The organism is Occultella gossypii, assembly GCF_019947135.1.
GTDB classification, from domain to species: Bacteria; Actinomycetota; Actinomycetes; order Actinomycetales; family Beutenbergiaceae; genus Occultella; species Occultella gossypii.
Map to the genome: position 1 here is coordinate 1 of NZ_JAGSHT010000016.1, position 20,952 is coordinate 20,952.

The window sequence follows — 20,952 nt, forward strand, 5'->3', positions numbered from 1 at the left end:
ACGCCAGACCGAACTCAACCACCGCGTCCCGTACCCCATCGGACCCACCAGCGACGACAACCTCGACCCGATGTGCCGCCGCGACCACGTCCTGGTCACCCACGGCAAGTTCTCCTACGAACGCGCCCCCGACGGCACCATCACCTGGCACACCCCCACCGGCCACACCTACCAACGCGACCCCAACGGCACGCTGACCAAACTCAGTCGCGACCTCCACCACCCCGGCAGCAACGGCAAAACCCGCTACCACACCCCCGACCCCAGACCCATCGACCCCGACGAACCCCCACCCTTCTAACCGAGCCGGCCGGAGCCACCAGTCGGCCCGGAGTCTCGGTCGGCGGGAGTCTCGGTCGGCGGGAGTCTCGGTCAGCGGCTCCTCACCAGCGTCGTCCTCCGCCAGCGGCTACTCGCCAGCGTCGTCCTCGGTGAGCGCTTCCCATGCCGCGAACGCGAGCAGTCCGGGCACCTGGGCGATGCCGAGGACGCCGTTCTCCTTGAACGCCTCGTCCGTCATGTCCGTGAGGATCTCGTTGTACCGGGTGCCCTGGATGCCGTCATAGATCAGGCCGCCGGCCACGCTCCCGACGCCCCACGCGGCCCCCACCCCACCGGACACCGCCGAGCCGATCCAAGGCGCCGCCGCGGTGATGCCGAGAGAGGTGCCGTTCTGAACGATCGCAGTCGCGTCGCCGTCCTCGATGCCGGTCACCAATCCGTGAGCGTCGAAGACGGTGCCGAGGCCGGACAGTCCAGCCAGCCCCACACGCTCTGCGTTGGTGAAGCCTGCCTCGATGAACTCCCGGGCGACCTCGGCCGTGGCCAGGTTGTTCGCCACGTCCCCGAATACCCGGAGCGTGCGTGCCTGCACAGCCAGTTCCGGCAGGTTCATCGCGAACGAGCGCAACCGTTCGAGGTTGGTCCGTAGATCGCCGAACCGGCTCGGAGTCTCCCCGCCCACGCTCCCGGCCGCCGTGCCGGCCGCCGTGGTTCCCGCGGCACTCGCGCCCACACCTGCGTGCCCCGATCCGGCCGTGTCCGCGCCGCTCGCGCGAAGCTGGTCCTCGGCCTGCTCGACGAGCTCCAGACCGGCGTCGATCAGCGCGGTCGACGCTCGCATGAGGGCCGGCGACCACTCCTGTTCCCAAGTGGCTCGCGCGGCGAGGGCGTCCGGACCGTTCCAGATCATCGTGTGGCACAGGCCGACCGTGATGCGCACGCAGATCGTACGGAGCTGCTCCGCGCCGGCGGCGTAGGCCTTCGCGGTCGCGATCAGGGCATCGACGTCGCCGCCGTGGGTGACAGTGCTCATCGGGTCCTCGCAGAACAGGTCGGGTGTCGGTTCGCGACGCCAAAACGGAGGAGTAGTCGCGTCGACCGGACCTCCATCGTCACCGCGCCCAGACCCCGGGGCCAGCGCGACGGGGGTGGAACATTCCGGTGCTTGCGTCGAGAACTCGCGTGCCCGCGGGAGCCGCTGCGGCGTTGCGACCCCGGCACCCACGTCCGTCCCTACCCCTACAGTGCGGGTATGGGCACCCCAGCCGCTCTGCTGCGATCAGCACGCCACGGACTGATCAGGTTGCTCGGAGGCGTCCCCGCGTCCCCGACCGCCGGCATCGGGCCCGACCGCGCGAGCGGCCCACTGAGCGAGGCCGCGAACGCCCCGAGGCCCGGGCCGGGCACGGCGGAAGCCGAGGTCGAGCCACTGGTCGGCCTCGTCCTCGGCGGCGGTGGCGCCCGGTCGTCGTTCGAGATCGGGGCACTGTCCTACCTCTACGAGGTGGAGCGGATCACGCCGTCGGTCATCACGGGCACATCCGCCGGGTCGGTCCTGGCGGGCATCCTGGCCCAGCATGGCGACCTGGCCGGGCAGCAGCGCACGGTCGCCGAACTACGCCGGATCTGGCTCGGCATGACCACCAGTTCGGACATGTTCGCCGAGCTGCCGTGGTTCACCGCGCTTCGCGAGGACATGCCCACCTGGCGCAGACTTGCCGCGATCCAGGAGCGGGCGGCGAACCGGGTCTCGCTCGTCGAGAACCTCAGCACGGTCCTCGCCGGCCCACGTCGCGCGGTGGACCGGCTCACCGAACGTGCCCGGATGGCGGCAGAGAACCGGGCAGGCGCGGGCCAGGTAACGGCTGCGACCGACCGGGCAGGCGCGGGCCAGGTAGCGGCTGCGACCGACCGGCCGGGCGTGGACCGGGCCGCAGACGGTGACGCCGCGACCACGGCGGTGCCGGGCGCAACCGAGTACGTTCCGCCGGAGCACGACCCGGCGTCCGCCGGGTCCAGCCCGCTCGAACTCCTCTCCGCGCTCTGGGACGTCGGCCGGACCGGGCCGGACGTGAACGTCGTCCTCCGGGGCGCAGCACGGGAGCGGTCCGCGTTCGTGGTGGGCCCGATCATCGACCAGTTGCTGGACCCAGCGGTGTTCGATACGGGTCTGCCGGCGACCTCCGGCGTCGAGCTGCGCCTGGCCACCGTGCACCTGGAGTCCGGCGAGCTGCGCTACGTCGACGGCGCCGGACGCCTTCGTGATGCCGCCGACCAGCTCCTCGACGAGAACCCGGTCGCCCTCGATCAGGCGATCCTCGCCTCCTGTGCGATCCCCGCCGGCCTGCCCCCGGTTCGGCTGAACGAGGGCACCTACGTCGACGGCGGCGTCCGCGAGAATGTGCCGGTCGAGATCGCCTACTCCCACCTCGGGGTGGAGCGCTGCTACGTCGTGACCGCGAACCCCGTCGGGCTTCCCCCGGCCGAGGACTTCCACGGAAAGCCACTGCTTGAGATCGTGATGCGCGCGGCCGCCGAGATCATGCCGGACGAGATCCAGGCCAACGAGGTCGAGCAGGCCCGCGCTCTCGGCGCCACGGTGATCGACCCCGAGCTGGACATCCACGACATCATCACCATCGAGCCGGGCCTGATCGCCATCGCGATGGACTACGGGTACCTGCGGGCCGCGGACGTGTGCGCCGACGCCACCGAGGCCGAGCACGCCCGCACCCGGGACGTCATCAACCTCCGCCGCCTGATCTGGAGCGTGGAGGACGACATGTTCGCCGGGCCCAAGCCAGCCACGGCCCCGGGTGCGCCGACCGCGAGCCTCGGCACCGCCGTCGACCCGGGTTCCGGCGAGCCCGCACAGCTCGAACCGGCGCTCGCCGAACTGAAGTACGGGCTGCGCGACCTGGTCGCGCAGGTCCCACCAGAGCGCCTGCCACCCGGTGCCCGCGACTGGTGGCGCACGTGGGAGAGGCACACCACCCCGATCACCGCCACGCCCGACTGGCTCGACACGGACCCGGCATCCTCTCCTACCCTTGAGTCATGACCGGTGCACCGGACGTGACCACGAGTCTGCGGCATCGGCTCATCCGTATGCTCGGAGGCGAACCCGTGCCGGATGGGCGGGCCGCCGCCCCCGGTCCCGATCCCAGTCCCGCCGAGCCCGTCGAACCGGCAGCGCCGGAAGAGGTCGTCGGTCTCGTCGTCTCCGGCGGCGGCGCGCGCTCGAGCTTCCAGATCGGTGCGCTGACCTACCTCTACGAGCAGGACGGGTTCGCCCCACAGGTCATGACCGGCACGTCGGCCGGATCCATCCTGACGGCCGTGATCGCCCAGTACTCCGACCAGGCCGGGCAGCGGGAGGCGGTCGCGGATCTGCGCCGGCTCTGGCTCGGGATGCGCAGCAGCTCGGACCTGTTCGAGGAGCTGCCCTGGTTCACCAAGCTCCGCGAGCACATGCCGACCTGGCGCAAGGTGATGGCGCTGCGGCACCGGCCGGGCAACCGCACCGCCTTGACCACCAACCTCGCGTCCGTGCTGCAGGGCCCGATCAAGGCGGTGGAGCGACTGACCGCACGGCAGGCCGAGCACCACGAGGAGGCGACGAGGCCCGCGCCGGCCGACGTCGCGTTGGTGACGGCAGAGCATGACCAGACACCACCCGAGCACACGCCGTTGTGGTCCTCGGGCAACGTCCTGGACACGCTCGCCACGATCTGGGAGGCCAGCCGCACCAGCACGGACGTGCAGACGATCCTGACCGGGGCACAGACCGAGCGCGCCGCCTTCCGCCCTGGTCCGCTGGTCGACCGGGTCTCCGACCCACGGCTGTTCGACCCCAGCCTGTTGGCGGCCTCCGGGGTTCGGTTCCGAGCCGCGGTGGTGGCGCTGGAGTCCGGCGAGCTGCGCTACGTCGACGAGCTCGGGCGCCTGCGCGACCGCGTCGACGCGCTGCTGCCCGAGGAGGACCCGGTCGACCTCATCGAGGCGATCCGGGCCTCGTGTGCGATCCCGGCCGTCTTCGCGCCGGTCCGGCTGAACGACCAGCACTACGTCGACGGCGGAGCACGGGAGTCCCTGCCCGTCGAGATCGCGGTGTCCGAGTTGGGCGTGACCCGCTGTTTCGCGGTGGTCGCCTCCCCCGCCGGGCTGCCGTGGGACGGTGGTTACGCGGACAAGGACATGCTGGAGATCGTGATGCGCAGCGGCTTCGGCATCATGACCGACGAGATCCAGCTCGACGAGATCCGACGAGCGCAGACCGCCGGGGCCATGGTCATCCAGCCCGAGCTCGACATCCATGACCTGCTCACCGTGGAGCCGGGCCTGGTCTCGATCGCGATGGACTACGGGTACCTGCGCGCCCGTGATGTCTACTCGGACGCGTCAGCGGAGGTGCACGAGCACACCCGCAACGTGATCAACCTGCGCCGCCTCATCTGGACCACCGAGGACGAGATGTTCAATCCGGCCCGCGACCCGGCCCTGGCCCGTCCGCCGATGGCCGAACTCGTCGAGCTCAAGCTGCGGCTGCGCGAACTCCTGGAGGAGCACCCGGCCACGCTCCCGCCGGGGGCCGCATCGTGGTGGCGCACCTGGGAACGGCACGGCTACCCGGTCGGTGAGGAGCCGAACTGGGTCTGAGGTGCCCGAGCCCACGGCAGCTCGGGCGACAGGGACCGGACCACGCCGCTCCCACCGCAGGCTGCGTGCAGCATTGCTCAGAAGTCGCCGAAGCCGCCGAAGTCCTCGAAGCCGCCACCGAAGTCACCCAGCCCGCCGGCGTCGCCCCCGCCTGCGTCGGCCGCCGCATCACTGACGCCACCGTCCGCACCCGCGTCAGCGCCGCCGTCGGCCCCTGCCTCGGTGCCACCATCGGCGGCCGCATCCTGCGGCACGGCCTGGGTGGGGTCGGCGAACGCGGGGCCGAACAGGGCATTCGCCACCGCCGAGCCGATCACCACCCCGGCGATCGTGCCGAGCAGGCTGGAACCCATCATGGCGCCGAAGCCGGGACCGCCGCGCTGGCCGCCGAAGGTGCGCTCAAGGGTGCCCGGCTCGCGCACCTCGGCGCGGGTCGCCATCCGCGCGAGGTCCTGCGGAGAGTCCGACGGCGCCCGTTCCGCCGGCGGGACGACGGCACCGAGGTCGTCGAGCACCTGCCGCCGCTGCTCCGGCGTGAGCCGGGAGAACGCCTCGGCGTGGGCCTGTTCCACGGCTTCGGGTGGTGCGGTGCTCACGAGGTACCGGTACCGGTCGATCGCCACCTGGTCTGGGGTCCGTCGGGCGTGGTTCTGCCCGGCCGAGGAGGGCTGGCCGTACGCGGCCTGGGGATGCCCGTACGCCTGGCGCCCGGGCTGCTGGTTGGCACGATAGGGGTCGTAGTCGTTCGGCTCGCGGCCGAGGATCCGGTCGAGCAGGCCCATGATGAATCCTTCCGGGCTGGGAGATGTCTCCCTCTGTTCAACGCGTGGCGCCCGGCGCGGGTTCCCCGACCCGGCGGTCAGGCAGCCTCCAACGGGTCCAGTCCGTACCACCGGGTCGCGGCGCCGGTGAAGAACTCCCCACGCAGGGCGTCGTCGGCGTCGACCACCTCCAGCGCCGCCTCGGCCGCCGCGACCACCTGGGCGTAGGAGCCGCCGATCAGGCAGACCGGCCAGTCGCTGCCGAACATGATCCGTCGCGGACCGAACGCCTCGAGGGCCGCGTTGAGATAACCGGCCAGGGTCAGGTCGGCGGCACCCAGGTCCGCCGTCTGGGTGGCGTAGCCGGAGAACTTCAGCGCAACGTTCGGAGCCGAGGCGAGCGGCTCGATCAAGGCGGCCCACTCCCCAGGCGTGCTCTGGTCCAGGTCCGGCTTGGCGAGGTGGTCGACCACGAACGAGGTGTCCGGATGCGCCCGGACCGCCTCGGCCGCCGCAGCCAGGTGCTCGCCGCGCACGAGCAGATCGATGGTCAGGTCGCGCTCACCGGCGGCCGCGAACGTCCGCGCCGCCTCCGGTCCGGCCAGCCAGGCCGGGTCGGCGCGCTGCTCGCTCAGGTCCCGCAGCCCAACGAGCAGATCCGACGCCGGGTGGTCGGCCAGCGCGTCGAGCCGCTCCATCAGGTCCGGGGCACCGAACGGCACCCAGCCGACCACGCCGAGCACGTGCTCATGCTGCGCGGCGAGGTCGAGCAGGTACGGCGTCTCGGAGTCCTGCGGCACGGTCTGCACGATGACGGCGTGGCTCACCCCGGTGGGTTCGGCGGCGGCCAACCACTGCTCCACGTCGAAGTCCCGGCCGATGACCGGTGCCAGCTCCGGGCCGATCCAGTCCTGCGGGTGCACGGCCAGGTCCCATACGTGGTGATGGGCGTCGATCCTCATGGGTCACATCTTGGACCCCGGGTCCACCCCTCGGGCAACCCGGCTCGCCGTTCGGGGCACGGCCGGCGGGCGACATGCACCCCGAGCGTGGCAGAGGTCGCTTCCGACATGGAGCGGGCAACAATGCCCCCATGGCGCGCATCCTCATCACGGGCATGTCCGGGACCGGCAAGACGACCGTCCTGGCCGAGTTGCGCCGTCGCGGGCACCTCACGGTCGAGACCGACGAGGGCGGCTGGGTGCTCCCGGACGCCACCTGGGACGAGCCACTCATCACGGCGCTGCTGGACGAGCATCCGGACCTGTTCCTGTCCGGCACGGTCGAGAACCAGGGCCGATTCTACGACCGGTTCGACCACGTGGTCCTGCTCAGCGCACCGCTCGACGTCATGCTCGAGCGGGTCCGGCGCCGCACCGAGAACCCGTACGGCAGCACCCCGGAGCAACGGGCCGAGATCGCCCACTACACCGAGACAGTCGAGCCGCTCCTGCGCGCCGGCGCGAGCGTGGAGCTGGACGGTCGGCGCCCGGTGGCCGAGCTCGCCGACACTCTCGAGGAGCTGGCCGGCGGCGGCGGAAGCCACGGCGGAGGGTCCGTGTAGCGTTCCGGGACCAGCGTCCGGGCCGAGCCACGTCCCTCCCGCGGGTGGCGCCGGTGGCGGATCCCGGGAGAATGGACGAGGACCACCACCACCGCTCGGAGGGGAACTCCACCATGGCCGTCACGGTCGCCGAACAACTCGTGAACCAACTCGTGTCCGCTGGGGTGAAACGGATCTACGGGATCGTCGGGGACAGCCTGAACCCGGTGGTCGACGCCGTCCGACGCACCGCCGGGATCGACTGGGTGTCCGTGCGCCACGAGGAGGTGGCCGCGTTCGCCGCCGCCGCGGAGGCCACGGTGACCGGGGAGCTCACGGCGTGCGCGGGCTCCTGCGGCCCCGGCAACCTGCACCTGATCAACGGCCTCTACGACGCGAACAGGTCCCGGGTCCCGGTCATCGCGATCGCCTCGCACATCCCGACCAACCAGATCGGTACGCAGTTCTTCCAGGAGACCCACCCGGACCGACTGTTCACCGAGTGCTCGGTCTACTCCGAGATGATCTCCAGTGCCTCGCAGATGCCACGGATCGCGAACACCGCGATCGCGCACGCAATCGGCGCGCCCGGCGTCGCGGTGCTGACCCTGCCCGGCGACATCGCGGACGCGGAGGTCTCCGAGACGGCTCCGACGGTCTGCGTCACGAGCAGGAGCCCACGGGTCGTGCCGCGCGATGAGGACGTGGCTGCCCTGGCGGACGCCATCAACAGCGCGAAGAAGGTGACGCTCTTCGTCGGTGCCGGCGCCCGTGACGCCCACGACGAGGTGATCGCGCTGGCGGATGCGGCCGCGGCCCCGATCGGGCACTCCCTGCGCGGCAAGGAGGTCATCCAGTACGACAACCCGTTCGACGTCGGCATGTCCGGCCTGCTCGGCTACGGTGCCTGCTTCGAGGCGATGAACTCCGCCGACCTGCTGGTCCTCATCGGCACCGACTTCCCCTACGACCAGTTCCTGCCCGACGACGTGCGCACCGCCCAGATCGACATCGAGCCGGCCCACCTGGGCCGTCGGACCCGGCTCGACCTGAGCGTGGTCGGCGACGTCCGCGAGACGATGCTCGCCCTTGCCCCGCTGGTGCGACGCAAGTCGAACCGCCGGTTCCTGACCTCCATGCTCAAGAAGCAGGAGACCCTCATGGACAAGGTGGTGGGGGCCTACACGAAGAATGTGGAGCGGACCACCCCGATCCACCCCGAGTACGCGGCAGTACAGCTGGACGAGACCGCGGGCGAGGACACCGTGTTCACCGTCGACACCGGCATGTGCAACGTGTGGGCGGCGCGCTACCTGACCCCGAACGGCCGCCGCCGGGTGATCGGTTCGTTCCTGCACGGCTCCATGGCCAACGCGATGCCGCACGCGATCGGGGCGGCGTTCGCCGAACCCGGCCGCGAGGTGGTCGCGATGTGCGGCGACGGTGGCCTGTCCATGCTGCTCGGGGACCTGATCACGATCAGGCACTACGACCTGCCGGTGAAGGTCGTCGTGTTCAACAACGCGAGTCTGGGCATGGTGAAGCTGGAGATGCTCGTCGAGGGACTCCCGGCCGCGTTCACCGACTCGCCCCCGGTGGACTACGCGGCCATCGCGACGGCGATCGGCATCCCGGCCGTCCGGGTGGAGCACCCCAAGGATCTGCGCAAGGCCCTGGCCGGCGGCTTCGAGCGGTCCGGCCCGGCGCTGATCGACATCGTCACCAACCCGAACGCGCTGTCCATCCCACCGAGCATCACCGGCAAGCAGATCAAGGGCTTCGCGACCGCGATGACCAAGGCCGTCCTCGGCGGAGGCGGCGCCGAGGTGATGTCCATGGCCCGGTCGAACCTGCGGAACATCCCACGCCCCTGACCACCGCTGGAGTGCGGCCCGCCAACCGGATCGAGGCGAGGGTCCGTGGTCAGCCGGACCGGTGCGCTACGCCTGCCGAACCGGCAGGCGAGAGGCCACCGGCTCCGGTCGTGAGCCGCGCCGGCCCACCGAGGACTGCACCTGACCGGCCCTCGGCCCGACCTGCAGCACCCCGCGCCGTTCGGCGCCACGGACCCGGCCACGGACGGAGAACAGGTCGCCCACGACGGCGAGCGCCCGCCGTCGGGACGGCATGAAGCGCAGGAAGAACACCATCCGCAACACCCAGGCCAAGGCACCGGTGAACGGGATCCCGTAGAGCTCGCTGATCGAGCGGCCGAGCCCGAAGGATGCCGCGCGGCCGAGCCCGCGATAGGTGAACGGCCGCCGCGCCCGGCCTGCGTAGCCCGGCAGCCCGAGCTCGGTGTGCAGGTACGCGGCCACGTTCGCGCCCGCGTGCGCGCCGGCCTTGATCGCCCAGAGCGCGTTCGCGGGGACGGGCTCGCGGGTGCCCGGGCGGACCACCCGGGCGGCGTCCCCCGCCGCCCAGATCCCCGTGCTCACGGACAGGTCCGGCCCGGTGGCGAGCCGCCCACGCTCGTCCCGGAACTCCTCGAGACCGGGCACAGGCACCGGAGCCTGCCCGACCGTGGCGATGACCGTCCCCGCGCGCAGGTAGGTGCCGTCGGCCAGGCGCGCGCCGCCGTCGTCGACGGCGGCCACCCGCGCCCCCGTGCGCACCGCGACCCCGAGCCGGATCAGCTCGACGCGGGCGCGGGCGCGGAGCCGGGGTTGGTCGTCGAGCTCGGGCAGCAGCCGTGGCCCGGAGTGGACCAGGGTGACCTGCAGATCGCCGGCGCCGCGGTCGGCGGCGGCCGCGGCGAGCTCCACGCCGGCCAGGCCGCCCCCGACCACGAGGATCCGCCGGTCCGCGCTGCCGGGTGGTGCGTCGACGGCCGCCGCGACGCGGTCCGCGAGGGCCCGGATGTCCCCCGGGCCGCGCAGCGTGCGCCCGTGGTGGGCCATCCCCGGAACCCGGCCAACGGGCTCGCGCCCACCGGTACCCACCACGAGCGCCGTGTAGGAGAGATCGGAGCGGACGCCGTCGTCGACGCGTTCGATCTCGACGAGGCGCTGCCGTGCTTCGATGTGCACCGCTCGCGCGGACAGGATCCGCGCGTGCGGCATGACCTCGGCCAGCGGCGTCCGGGTGCGCGCGAACGGCAGGATCCCCGCGATCACCTCGCCGGTGAAGCCATGGAAGCTGTGCGCGTCGTCGGGGCTGACCACGACGATCTCGACCCGGCCGCTGCGGACCTGGCCGCCGAGCCGGCGCATCAGGGCGCGGTAGGCGAACAGGGTCACGTAGCCACCGCCGAGAAGCACCACCCGGGCGTTCATGCCGCCACCTTCGTTCCGGTCGCGGCCAGGGGTCTGCCGAAGGAGGTGGGGACGGCGGGGGTGAAGCCGAGGTGGGCCAGGTCCGCGGCGAGGGCCCGGGTGTGGGCGACCTGCTCGAGCGTCGGCACGCCGAGGCAGAAGTGCCCGGTGTGACCGGTCAGGGACAGCAGCGCGGTCTCGGCGAAGCAGGCGTACGCGCGGCCGTTCGGCAACCCGATGTCCCCGCCGGTCAGGCGCAGGCTGGGGATGCTCACGATCCCGCCGTCGACGATGGTCACGTCCGGGCGGGCGACAAGGAGGTCGGGTGCGGTGTTGCGTGGTTGCGTGGCGTCCAGGACGACGGCGCCCGGTGCCAGGTGCTCGGGCCGCACCAGTGCGTCGGCGGAGGCAGTGAGCAGGATGATCAGGTCCGCGTCGGCCAGGCCGGTCAGGTCCGTGCCGATCGAGGTCGGCACCCGTCCGCCGATCCGGTCCGCGAGCGCCTCGAGCCGGGGGCGGGACCGGGCGATGAGGCTGAGGTGGTCGACCGCGGCGTCCGCGGCGAGGAGTTCGCTGACCGCGCTGCCGACGCTGCCGCTCGCCCCGACCACCGCCACGCGCCGGCCGGGTGCGCCGGGTCGGTCGTCCAGGAGTTGGCGGGCCTGGGTGTCCACGATGGCGGCGGTGAAGGCGTTGCCGTTGGTGACGCCGACGTCGGCGCGCCCGGACAGGCTCGACCCGCCGCGGGTCACGGTCGCGGTGAGCGCCCCGAGGCCCACTATGTCGGCACCGGTGCGGGCGGCCACGTCGACGGCCCGGTGCACCCGGGCGCGGCCCGCGACGGGCTCTTCGAGCAGGTGCCGCGCGCCGTAGGGCACCATCACGATGCGCCCCACCCGCCGGCTGTCGATCTGGACCCCGGCCATCGTGAACGGCCGTAGCGGCAGCCGGCGCAGTGCCAGGTCGTAGTAGCGCTCCGGCACGCGGGCCAGCGGCGCCCAGATCAGGCCCATGTCCGGGGCGAGGCGGGTGCGCGGGTGGACGAGGAAGGCGAAGGAGGCGTCACTCATCGACGTCGGTCCTCTCGGGGAGTCGGGGGATCCGGTGGGGGCCGGGTAGCAGGAAGAGGCACGGCCGGGCCCCGTTGATACGCGATCGCCCGTGCCGGCACCCTCGGCGCGATCGCCCGTGCCGGCACCCCCGGGACTCCACCGACGCGAACTGTCGATGGAACCCCGCGCCACCCGCAACTCGGGTCAGTGGAACCAGGTCGGGGCCGGCACCCCCGGGACTCCGCTGACGCGAACCGTCGATGGAACCCCGCGCCACCCGCAACTCGGGTCAGCGGAACCAGGTCGGGGCCGGCGCGATCGCCGTGCCCGAGCCTCGCCGACTCGCCTCGCGCCGCCCTCAGCGACCTCTCAGGATCCGCCCAGGACCGGGCCAGCCGGCGTCCCCACACTCACCGTCGAGCGCTCCAGGCGCACCGATCACGAGAAGGCGAGCGACCATGTTCAACCGGCGGCGAAGCACGATCCTGGGTCCCCTACGGCGAACCACCCGGTCGAGACGACCGGGTTCGGGGCCGACGGCGATCCGGGTGGAGGGTCATCCGGCGGCGAATCCGGGGACGGCCCCGGGGACGGACGAGGTGACCGCCACCGAGCAGGAGGAGTGACTCGGCGCGGGCGGCCCGATCACGGAGCCCGGCCGCGGTCAGCGGGGACGTCTCGGGTGGCTACGTCTCGACCCCTCACGATCGGGAACCGACCCGGCTGCCCGAACGGCTCAGCCGGCGCCGGGCTCCAACCCCCAGGGCGAGGTCCAGTCCACCTCGAGGTCCCCGTCGGCGGTGCGCCAGCGCCGCGGGGCGGTGGTGCTCAGCCAGTCCAGCGGCTCGATGCCGCCGCTCTCGCCGCCGTCGAGGGCCAGACGTAGGGCCGCGCGCAGGTCCGCGTCCACCGCGTCGGTCCGGGTGGCCGGGTCGATGGAGCAGAACAGCGCGGTGCCGGACCGGGCGATCAGGTTCAGGAACACCCGGTTGTGCTCCCACGGCGTCTGCGGCGTGGACGGCACGCAGTCCGCGTCGGCCGTGAAGAACCGCCCGTGCTGCGGCATCCGGAACGCGAGGGTGTTCACGCCCATCCGCCGGGTCCGCTCCCAGTCGTGACCGGACGTGTCGTCCCCGGTGCGGTGCACGTCCTCCAGCCCGGCGGCCAGGTGCCCGACCGTGTTGCAGCCGATCACCACCATGTCACCGGCCGCCTCCCGGATCCGGCGGTAGAAGGCCACCAGCACCTCGGCGGTGGTGCGGCTCGAGTCGGCCAGGCGCCGCCCTGGGTCGGTCAGGCTCGCGCCCATCGCCGGGCCGAACCGGCCGAACGTGTCATAGGTCGAGAAGTCGTGCTTGACGAGTTCGTAGCCCCAGTCGCGAAAACGCGCGAAGTCCTCGTCGATGCCGGCCAGCACGTCCGACGCCGACGGGTCGAGCGCCCACTCCCCTGGGCCACCCGGTCCGAGAGCGGTGTGCACGGGCTCGGCGCCGCGCTCGAGCAGGGGCCGGGTCCACAGGCCCGGGCGCGCGCCGATCTCGGTGATCCGGGCCGCCGTCGCCGCCATGTCGTCGAAGACACCCGGCAACCCGGCGTCCCACGGTCCGCCCGGTGCCACCCCGCCCGGGCTCCAGCCGGCGTCGATGACGCTGAACGGCCGGACCGGGTGCCCGTCCGCAAGTTCGACGACGGTGCGGGCGTCGGTCAGCACGGCCGCCTCGTCGAAGTCGGTGCCGTAGGCGTAGTACCAGTTGTTCGCACCGACAACCGGCCCGACGGCGGAGCTCGCCCGGGTCAGTCGGCTCGCCATCTTGGCCACGGCGAGGTTGGCGGCTCGCCACGGCGAGCCGGTGGTGTCGGTGCCCGGGCCGTTCGCGTCCGGCCCACCGAACCTCCGTACCGTCGCCGCCTCGAGGGTGCGGCCGGCGAGGGTCGTCGGCCCGCCGCCGCTGCGGGCGTCCAGCCAGAGCGTGAACCCGCTCTCGTCCACCGACCAGGAACAGAACGCGCCGGCGGCGACGTCAACGCCGAAGCCGGTGGTCACGCCGTCGTGCGGGGTGTGCGCGAGCCAGTACCAGGGCAGCAGCCGCTCGCTCTGATGATGCCGCCACTGCAGGTCGCCGTAGCCGCGCTCCCAGGCGTCCCCGAGGATCAGGGCGTCCTCCGCGAGCGCGTACGACCAGCGCACCGCCACCCGGGAGACGGTGGTGGCCGAGTCGACGGTGACCTTGGCGGCACCACCGCCGTCCTCCGTCAGTGTGACCTCGACGCCGCCGGCCGCCCAGCGGTCGGGTCCCGCCGGGCAAGCGGCCGTGAGCGGTTCACCGGGCAGGCGTTGGACGAACACGGCGACCGGCTCGGCAGGGTGCGGGAGCGGAAGGACTCGGTGGGTGGCGGACGGACGCGGATCGGCGGTCATTCGGATGGCTCCAGGTGAGTCGGCACATGCATGGGCAGCGATCGGATCAAGGGTCCGACACGGGGTTCGGCGGCTCATCCTGAGGGCCGAGGTCGATGGTGAGGCCAAGGTCGCCGTCGTCCAGTCTCCAGTGACGCGCCCCCGCTGGCACCTCACCGAACGGCGAACGGTAGCGAGGGTGGCCGGACACCTCGACGATCCGGCCGTCGACCCACAGCGGTTCGTCCCACCCGACGGCGAGCGTTCGGGCGGGCACCACGGCCCCACTGCGTCCGGCCCGGGAGGGCCGGTGCACCCGCACGAACAACCCGTCGACGTCGATCATGGTGGCGGCAACGTCCGCGGTGAACTCGGCGAAGCCGGCCCGGTGGGTCGTACCGTCGCCGACCAGGCACACCCAGGCCGCGTCCGGTGCCCGGGCGCGCAGTTCCTCGCCGTCGATCTCGTCCGCGCCCGTCGAGCACCACAGCGCCAGGTAGCCGTCCTCGAACCGGGCCACCCACCAGGGCCCGACCCGGATGACCTCGTCGAACTCGGCGCGGGGTAGGTAGGCATGCGAGAACGGCAACGCCCCCTCGGGTGGGATCCGGTGCAGACTCATCACCACGTCGTCGTGCAGGACGGCCTTCGGCAACACCCCGTTGCCGGCCCAGAAGTTCGGACGGGACGTCTCATCGGTACTGCCGGGGTGAGTGCTGAACGCGACCGCACGGGGACCGAGGGTGGCCTGCCAGATGTGCTGCTGGTACCCGGGTGACCCCGGCCGGTAGGCCTGCGCACAGCTGAGCATTGCGCCCGGCGAGCGGTAGGTCGCGATGTCGACGGCGGAGAGCGCGTGCCGGTCCCGGTGAGGGTCCACGATCTGGCCGTGGGCGGCGATCTGGTCGGCGTACTCGCGCTCGTAGTCCGCCGGATCGGAGTCCAGGCCCAGGCCGTAGCGGTCCATCAGCCGGCGGGTGAGGGGCAGCACGAGGGGGTGGCCGAACTCCTGCATGGACCAGTAGGCATGACCGTCGAGCTCGGAGGTGTAGCCGAGGCCGAGCTCGGGCGCGTGGGCCACGTCGAAGCTCTGCCGCTCATGCACGGTGAACGGTGCGGGGCGGCCGGCGTGTAGTCGCTCTATCAACCGCGGCGGACGGTAGCCGCCCGAGGCCATGGCCAGCGCCCCGACGGAGGTCACGTCCGCGGGTGCGCCACTTCCGAACAGGAGCCAGCTGAGCGTGGCGGTGCCGGAGCGCGCACCGTCCCGCAGGCCGGGCGCGTAGGCGCGGCCATGGGTCGAGCCGAGCACACCGCGGTGGGAGTGGCTGGCCAGCTCGACGCAGAGCACGTCCAGCAGCGCCCCCGCCCGGCGGCGCAGGCTCCCGTCCGCGGCCAGGTCGTGCAGGTTCGCCAGGGCGAGCACGTCGTGTTCCACGTAGGTGTTCGAGAGCCACTCACTCCATCCGGTCCGCTCGCGCAGGTCGAGCCACCGCTCGACCAGGCCCGTGGCCCGGGCCGCGCTGTCCCGGCCGGTGCCGGCGGCTGCGGTGAACGTCTCGTCACCGAAGGCCTCCGAGGCGAGGAGCTCGCAGGAGTGGAACAGGATCTGGTGGTTCTCGGTGTGGAAGCACATGCCCCGACCGCCCGGCTGATCCCACCAGTAGGTGAAGTCCAGTACCGCGCGGGTCAGTGCGGTCCGCTCGGCGAGGCTCAGCCCGGGGCGCTGACGATCCAGCGCGAGGAGTCGCAGGATGCCGGACAACGTGAAGTCCGCACAATCCCGGCGTGCCTCGAGGAAGCCCACTGCCTCCGCGATGGCCGGGTCGACGCCGGCCGCACCACCCCGCTCTACGCCGGCCGCACCACCCCGCTCGACACCGGCCGCACCACCCGGCTCGCCGGCCGCACCACCCGGCTCGCCGGCCCGCCGTCCTAGCCGCAGCCGGGCCACCCGGGTCATGATCGCGGTCAGCCCACGCGCGCCGCCGGCAGCCGCGGCGAGCCGGAGGAGCTCGTCACGACGCTCGTCGTATCCGTCCGGCACGGCACGGCCCGCGGCGTCCGCGGTGGGCACGGCATCCTTCGCGGCCGACGTCCCCCCACCCTCGACCGCGCCGGGCCGTGCCCCGACGGTCATCGCCCGGAGGCCTCGTACGCCGCCTGGTACTCGTCCCGGATAGTGTCGCCGCCGCTGCTCTTGAACCGGGCGACTGCCTCGTCCCAGGAGTCGATGGGCTCACGGCCCTGGACGATCGCGTCCCGGGCGTCGTAGAGCGCCTTCCAGAGCTGCTCTCCCTTGCTCGCGTCGGTGTCCGAGATGAGGCCCAGCGTGGGGTTGGAGGCAGCGCGCTCGATCATCCAGCTCTGGTGGTCGTACTGCTTCTGGCTGACGGTCGGCAGACCGGCCTGGTAGAAGGCCTGCGGTCCGGCGCCGAGGTAGCCGAGGGCGAGTGCGATCTCCGAGTTGCCCTGGGCGGTGCGGATCGGTTCGCCGTCCACGAAGTCGAAGTGGGTGCCTTCGATGCCGTTGTTGATGGCCAGGTGCTCCTCGGTCCCGAACGGCGCCGAGAGCCAGTCGATGAACCGCAACAGCAGGTCGACGCGCTCGGGGTCGGCGTCCTTACGGATCGCGGTGATGTTGTGGGTCGGGTTGCCCCGCCAGGTGACCACCTCGTGGCCGTCGAAGCCCGGCAGGATCATCGCGCCGACGTCGAAGGAGTCCCCGGCCACGTTCTCCCGGTAGTACCCCGGCCACGCCGGGTAGGTGTCCGTGACGAGCGTGACCGTGCCGGCGTTGAACCATTGCTTGCGCAACGGGCCCACGTTCGCCGAGAAGCTGTCCGGGTGGACCACCTCGAGTTCCCACAGGCGGGTGGCGGCCGCGATGGCCTCCTTCATCTCCGGCAACTCGATGGCGTTGGCGAGTTTCCCGCCCTCCAGCGACCAGCCGTTGGGCATACCGAGCATCTGCTGGAGGATCGAGTGGGGCATCCCGCCGAGTGCCCACGAGTTCGCGCGTGGGTCGGTGAGGTCCTGGCAGAGGGTGACGAACTCCTCGAAGTTCCCCGGGTCCGGGTTCAGTCCGAGCGCCGCGACCAGGTCGTCCCGGCGGAACATGATCTCGCTGCTCATTGCCCCGCGCGGGACCGGCGTGCCGTAGATGCCGCCCTCGAAGACGCACTGCTCCCACGAGGCGGTCTCGATGTTGGCGAGGTTCGGGTAGGCAGCGATCTTGTCGCCCGCGACGTAGTCGCTGAGCTCGGCGAACAAGGCGGGCATCATGTCCGAGCGCTGCGGCGGCGTCCAGACCTCGGTCAGGTCCGGCAGGTCGCCCCCGGCGATCGAGGTCGCGAACTTCGTCCCCCAGTCCGCGGTGGGCACGATGGTCAGGTTGAGATCCACGTTCGCGATCTCGTTGATGTGCTGCCAGAACTCGTTGGCGGATTTGCCCGGCGGCGTCGGCAGTGGGCTCTCCACCAGCGCGCTGATCGCCGAGCCGTCCCCCGGCGGTGTGGCGCTGGCGCGCGGCCGTTCCTCCGGATAGGTGAAGAAGGCGTTGGCGAGGCCCTCGGCGTTGCCCTGCAGGTCGGGGGTCACACCCTCGTAGGGCAGGTAGTCGGGCAGCGTCACGCTGGCGTTCTCCTCGGCGCCGCCCCCGGGGGCACCGGAGGAGCCGGAGGAACAGGCGGCGAGAGCACTGCCGCCGAGTGCGGCTCCGAGCGTGCCCTGGAGGAATGCGCGGCGGGAGGTTTTGAAGGTCATGGTTTGGGTCCTTTCACAACAGCGGGAGGGGTTGCGGATGGTGCGCGTCAGCCCTTGACGGCCCCGGTGAGCACGCCCTTGGCGAAGTGCTTCTGCAGGAACGGGTAGACGATGAGGATCGGCACGATGGAGATGACGAGGATCGCCATCTGGATCGACTGTTGCGGCGGGAAGACGTCGCCCATCGAACTCAGCTCGCCCGAGCCGAGGCTCGCGCCGTCGACCACGTAGCTGCGCAGCACCAACTGCAACGGCCACATCGCGTTGTCGTTGATGTAGAGCAGCGCGTTGAAGAACGAGTTCCAGTAGCCGACGGCGTAGAACAGGCCGATGACGGCGAGCGCCGCCTTCGACAACGGGAGAACGATCTTGCGGAAGATCGCGAACTCGCTCGCGCCGTCGATCCGGGCGCTGTCCAGGAGTTCCGCGGGCAGACCCAGGAAGAACGACCTGACGATGATGACGTTGAAGGCAGCGACCGCGCCCGGCAGGATCAGAGCCAGGTAGTTGTCGGTCAGGCCGAGCTCGCGCACCACCAGGTAGCTCGGGATCATGCCCGGGCCGAAGAGGAGAGCCAGCAGCACCAGCATCAGCATCGGACGCTGGCCGAAGGTGCCGGTCCGAGCGCTCAGCGTGTACGCAAGCATCGACGTGAAAGCAAGGCTCACCGCGGTGCCGACGAGCGTGACTCCGATGCTGACCATCAGGGCCCTGGTGACGACCCCTCCGGAGAGCACCGCCGTGTACGCGTCCCAGTGCACCCCGTCGGGGATCAGTAGGAACCCGCCCGCCCCGGTGACGGCCTCGCGGCTGGCCAGGGAGGTGGAGACGATCCCGAGGAACGGCACCAGGACGAGCAGGCACGCCCCCAGCAGCACGATGCACTTGAGGGTCCGCACCGGGATGGTGGGTGGCGGCACTCCGGCCGTTGTGGCTCTGCTCATGATCGGTAGACCCCGTCCTCGCCGAAGAGATGCGCCACCTTGTTGGCGCCGAGTACCAACACCACGCCTACGACGCCCTTGACGAGGCCGACGGCGGCACCGACCCCCCAGTTCCCGCCGAGGATGCCGTGGTTGTACACGTAGGTATCCAGGACCTCACTCGTCGAGGTTCCGACCGGACCCTGCTGCAGCACGATCTGCTCGAAGCCCACGGTCAGGGAGCTGCCCAGCTGGAGGATGAAGAGCAGGATGATGATGCCCTTCATGCCCGGCAGCGTGATGTGCCAGAGCTGCCGGGTGCGCCCCGCCCCGTCCACACTGGCCGCCTCATAGAGCTGGGCATCGATCTGGGACAGCACGGCCAGGAAGATGATCGTGGCCCAGCCGGCGTCCTTCCAGATCACCTGGGAGGTCAGCAGCACCCGGAACAGCTCGGTGTTGCCGATGATGTCGAACGTCTCCAGCCCGTTGCTACGCAGGTAGTTGTTCAACATCCCCGCGCCGCCGAGCATCGACTGGAAGACCGCCACCACGATCACCCAGGACAGGAAGTGGGGCAGGTAGAGCACGCTCTGGACCAGGCGCTTGAGGCGCTCCGAGAGGAGGCTGTTCAGCAGCAGCGCCAACGCGATCGGGACGGGGAAGACGAACACGGCTTGGATCCCGGTCAGGATCAGCGTGTTCTTGAGGGCATTCAGGAACTCGGGGTCGCCGTTGAAGATGACCGCGAAGTTGTCGAAGCCGACCCATGCGCTCTCGGTGATGCCGATGTAGGGCTGGTAGTCCTTGAACGCGATGACATTGCCGAGGATCGGCACGTAGTGGAAGAGCAGGAGCAGCGCCATCCCAGGGATGGCGATCGCCAGGAGCGAGCGATCTCGACGCAGGCGCGTGCGCCACGGGATGTGGCGTTGTTGGAAGGCTGGTCGAGGCGGGTCAGCCGCTGGTGCGGCCCGCTCCCTCAGGTCTGCGACCACGCGGTCACCCTTCGTTGGATGGGTCGTTCGGATGCCCGCTGAGACTAATCAGTCTAATTCGATGCTGTCAATATATGTAATAGGTTGAAAGGACGCCGCGACACCGTGGTGGCAGGATCAGGGTGGGCATCATGGACGCGACTCGGAGGCAGCACAGATGGCGGATCCGCTGTATCTCAGGGCGTACGCGTCCCTGAAGGAGCGAATCGAGGACGGCCTCTGGGCCGAGGGTGACCGGCTGCCGACCCAGGCGGAACTCACGGCCGACCTCGGCATCAGCGCGATCACGCTGAAGCGAGCGATGGGCATGCTCCGGGACGAGGGCTATGTGACGGCGCGGCCCAGACGCGGCACCGTGGTGCTGCCCCGGGCCACCCGGCCTCGCCCGGCCGTCGATCTGCCGACGATCGGCTACGTGACCCCGTCAATGGACGACGTGTTCGGAACACCGCTCCTGGTCGGACTCGCCCAGGCCACACAGGGTCGGGCCAACCTCACGTTCAGCCTCTCGGCGGGTGTGCGGGATCGTGAGGAGGAGGCCATCGAACAGCAGATCGCCCATGGCGTCGGTGCGCTGATCCTGCTCCCCACGACCTCGCGCTGGATCGCGCCAGCGGTGCTCGGCCTCGCTGCCCGGCACTTTCCCACGGTCATCGTCGACCGCACACTGGCAGGCCTGCCGGTGAGCACGGTGACTTCGGACAACGTGGCCGGCGGGCGGATGGCGACCGAGTACCTGTTCCAGCACGGCCATCGGCGGGTCGGGTTGGTGCATTCGGCAAGTCCCGTCTCAACCGTGGACGAGCGGCAGGCGGGCTACATTCGGGCCCACGCCGCGGAGGGCATCCGGCCGGATCCGGCCGCGGACCTCGCCGAGGTGCACTCGATGTCCCCGGAGCCCAAGGCCGACGCCGCTCAGGACGTGATCGCACTCAGAGCGTTCGTGGCCAGCCATCCGGGCCTGACCGGATACGTAGTTGCGGAGTACCGCGCGGCCGTCCTCCTCGCCCGCGCGGCAGCCGACCTCGGCCGCAGCGTCCCGGAGGATCTCTCGATCGTCTGCTTCGACGCTCCGGACCCGAGCGCGGATCCGAGGATCGCGTTCACGCACATCCGCCAGGATCAGGAGCGGATCGGGGCCACGGCCGTCGACCTGGCGCTGACCCAGATCGCCGAGCCCGGTTCGATCGACAAGGTGGTTGTCCCGGTCACCCTGGTGGAGGGTGGGTCCGTCTGCGCCCCCGCGACCGGAACAGCCGGGGAGTAGCGCCCTCAGGAAATGCCCTTCCCCTGCCCGCCGCACAACGGCATGATCGA

At 71.3% G+C, this 20,952-nt stretch carries 15 protein-coding genes and 1 pseudogene; 6 read left to right on the top strand and 10 right to left on the bottom strand.

Features of this window, described 5'->3' with window-relative positions; translation table 11 throughout:
- Positions 1–301: pseudogene (locus tag KCQ71_RS16580) on the top strand (hypothetical protein); the annotation flags it as partial.
- Positions 302–409: 108 nt separating this feature from the next.
- Here the strand turns inward: KCQ71_RS16580 and KCQ71_RS16585 are convergent.
- Positions 410–1,315 (bottom strand): hypothetical protein, encoded by a 906-nt coding sequence (locus KCQ71_RS16585; protein WP_223407893.1) that lies wholly within the window; start codon positions 1,313–1,315, stop codon positions 410–412.
- A 219-nt stretch (positions 1,316–1,534) separates the two neighbouring features.
- Here KCQ71_RS16585 and KCQ71_RS16590 point away from each other — a divergent pair, with 219 nt between their 5' ends.
- Positions 1,535–3,343, top strand: a complete 1,809-nt coding sequence (locus KCQ71_RS16590) for a patatin-like phospholipase family protein (RefSeq protein ID WP_223407895.1) — start codon at positions 1,535–1,537, stop codon at positions 3,341–3,343.
- On the top strand, positions 3,340–4,941 hold the full coding sequence (locus KCQ71_RS16595) for a patatin-like phospholipase family protein (RefSeq protein WP_223407896.1): 1,602 nt from the start codon (positions 3,340–3,342) through the stop codon (positions 4,939–4,941). The genes KCQ71_RS16590 and KCQ71_RS16595 overlap by 4 nt, the downstream gene beginning before the upstream one ends.
- A 77-nt stretch (positions 4,942–5,018) precedes the next feature.
- Here the strand turns inward: KCQ71_RS16595 and KCQ71_RS16600 are convergent, their stop codons facing one another.
- Positions 5,019–5,723, bottom strand: coding sequence for a hypothetical protein (locus KCQ71_RS16600; RefSeq protein WP_223407898.1), 705 nt, complete (start codon positions 5,721–5,723; stop codon positions 5,019–5,021).
- Positions 5,724–5,800: 77 nt separating this feature from the next.
- Positions 5,801–6,664: an amidohydrolase family protein gene (locus KCQ71_RS16605; protein WP_223407900.1), complete on the bottom strand. Its 864-nt coding sequence runs from the start codon at positions 6,662–6,664 to the stop codon at positions 5,801–5,803.
- Positions 6,665–6,795: 131 nt separating this feature from the next.
- Here KCQ71_RS16605 and KCQ71_RS16610 point away from each other — a divergent pair, with 131 nt between their 5' ends.
- Positions 6,796–7,266 carry an ATP-binding protein gene (locus tag KCQ71_RS16610; protein WP_223407902.1) on the top strand — a complete coding sequence of 157 codons (471 nt, stop codon included), beginning with the start codon at positions 6,796–6,798 and terminating at the stop codon, positions 7,264–7,266.
- A 113-nt stretch (positions 7,267–7,379) separates the two neighbouring features.
- Entirely contained in the window at positions 7,380–9,119 is a 1,740-nt protein-coding gene (locus tag KCQ71_RS16615) for a pyruvate dehydrogenase (RefSeq protein ID WP_223408321.1), read from the top strand.
- A gap of 66 nt (positions 9,120–9,185) precedes the next feature.
- On the opposite strand, the gene KCQ71_RS16620 is transcribed toward KCQ71_RS16615, so the two are convergent.
- The 7 genes from KCQ71_RS16620 to KCQ71_RS16650 form a co-directional block, all read right to left on the bottom strand.
- The gene (locus KCQ71_RS16620) at positions 9,186–10,520 is read right to left on the bottom strand and encodes an NAD(P)/FAD-dependent oxidoreductase (RefSeq protein ID WP_223407903.1); all 1,335 of its coding nucleotides are present in this window, start codon (positions 10,518–10,520) and stop codon (positions 9,186–9,188) included.
- Positions 10,517–11,569: a semialdehyde dehydrogenase gene (locus KCQ71_RS16625; protein ID WP_223407905.1), complete on the bottom strand. Its 1,053-nt coding sequence runs from the start codon at positions 11,567–11,569 to the stop codon at positions 10,517–10,519. Before KCQ71_RS16625 ends, KCQ71_RS16620 begins: the two co-directional genes overlap by 4 nt.
- A gap of 718 nt (positions 11,570–12,287) precedes the next feature.
- Entirely contained in the window at positions 12,288–13,970 is a 1,683-nt protein-coding gene (locus KCQ71_RS16630) for an alpha-amylase family protein (protein WP_223407907.1), read from the bottom strand.
- Between the two features lie 46 nt (positions 13,971–14,016).
- Entirely contained in the window at positions 14,017–16,089 is a 2,073-nt protein-coding gene (locus tag KCQ71_RS16635) for a hypothetical protein (protein ID WP_223407909.1), read from the bottom strand.
- The gene (locus KCQ71_RS16640; RefSeq protein ID WP_223407911.1) at positions 16,086–17,714 is read right to left on the bottom strand and encodes an extracellular solute-binding protein; all 1,629 of its coding nucleotides are present in this window, start codon (positions 17,712–17,714) and stop codon (positions 16,086–16,088) included. The genes KCQ71_RS16635 and KCQ71_RS16640 overlap by 4 nt, the downstream gene beginning before the upstream one ends.
- Positions 17,715–17,761: 47 nt before the next feature.
- Complete coding sequence (locus KCQ71_RS16645; RefSeq protein WP_223407913.1) at positions 17,762–18,658, bottom strand: carbohydrate ABC transporter permease; 897 nt, start codon at positions 18,656–18,658, stop codon at positions 17,762–17,764.
- Positions 18,655–19,503, bottom strand: a complete 849-nt coding sequence (locus KCQ71_RS16650) for an ABC transporter permease subunit (RefSeq protein WP_223407915.1) — start codon at positions 19,501–19,503, stop codon at positions 18,655–18,657. Before KCQ71_RS16650 ends, KCQ71_RS16645 begins: the two co-directional genes overlap by 4 nt.
- Before the next feature lie 289 nt (positions 19,504–19,792).
- On the opposite strand from KCQ71_RS16650, the gene KCQ71_RS16655 reads away from it, so the two are divergent.
- A complete protein-coding gene (locus KCQ71_RS16655) occupies positions 19,793–20,902 on the top strand; it encodes a GntR family transcriptional regulator (RefSeq protein ID WP_223407917.1) in 1,110 nt (369 codons plus the stop codon).
- Positions 20,903–20,952: the final 50 nt, after the last annotated feature.

What these genes read in the sequence shown, in the direction of transcription:
- KCQ71_RS16585 (WP_223407893.1), bottom strand. Translation starts at nt 1,315, where the DNA reads ATGAGCACTGTCACCCACGGCGGCGACGTCGATGCCCTGATCGCGACC.
- KCQ71_RS16590 (WP_223407895.1), top strand. Translation starts at nt 1,535, where the DNA reads ATGGGCACCCCAGCCGCTCTGCTGCGATCAGCACGCCACGGACTGATC.
- KCQ71_RS16595 (WP_223407896.1), top strand. Translation starts at nt 3,340, where the DNA reads ATGACCGGTGCACCGGACGTGACCACGAGTCTGCGGCATCGGCTCATC.
- KCQ71_RS16600 (WP_223407898.1), bottom strand. Translation starts at nt 5,723, where the DNA reads ATGGGCCTGCTCGACCGGATCCTCGGCCGCGAGCCGAACGACTACGAC.
- KCQ71_RS16605 (WP_223407900.1), bottom strand. Translation starts at nt 6,664, where the DNA reads ATGAGGATCGACGCCCATCACCACGTATGGGACCTGGCCGTGCACCCG.
- KCQ71_RS16610 (WP_223407902.1), top strand. Translation starts at nt 6,796, where the DNA reads ATGGCGCGCATCCTCATCACGGGCATGTCCGGGACCGGCAAGACGACC.
- KCQ71_RS16615 (WP_223408321.1), top strand. Translation starts at nt 7,380, where the DNA reads ATGGCCGTCACGGTCGCCGAACAACTCGTGAACCAACTCGTGTCCGCT.
- KCQ71_RS16620 (WP_223407903.1), bottom strand. Translation starts at nt 10,520, where the DNA reads ATGAACGCCCGGGTGGTGCTTCTCGGCGGTGGCTACGTGACCCTGTTC.
- KCQ71_RS16625 (WP_223407905.1), bottom strand. Translation starts at nt 11,569, where the DNA reads ATGAGTGACGCCTCCTTCGCCTTCCTCGTCCACCCGCGCACCCGCCTC.
- KCQ71_RS16630 (WP_223407907.1), bottom strand. Translation starts at nt 13,970, where the DNA reads ATGACCGCCGATCCGCGTCCGTCCGCCACCCACCGAGTCCTTCCGCTC.
- KCQ71_RS16635 (WP_223407909.1), bottom strand. Translation starts at nt 16,089, where the DNA reads ATGACCGTCGGGGCACGGCCCGGCGCGGTCGAGGGTGGGGGGACGTCG.
- KCQ71_RS16640 (WP_223407911.1), bottom strand. Translation starts at nt 17,714, where the DNA reads ATGACCTTCAAAACCTCCCGCCGCGCATTCCTCCAGGGCACGCTCGGA.
- KCQ71_RS16645 (WP_223407913.1), bottom strand. Translation starts at nt 18,658, where the DNA reads ATGAGCAGAGCCACAACGGCCGGAGTGCCGCCACCCACCATCCCGGTG.
- KCQ71_RS16650 (WP_223407915.1), bottom strand. Translation starts at nt 19,503, where the DNA reads ATGGCGCTGCTCCTGCTCTTCCACTACGTGCCGATCCTCGGCAATGTC.
- KCQ71_RS16655 (WP_223407917.1), top strand. Translation starts at nt 19,793, where the DNA reads ATGGCGGATCCGCTGTATCTCAGGGCGTACGCGTCCCTGAAGGAGCGA.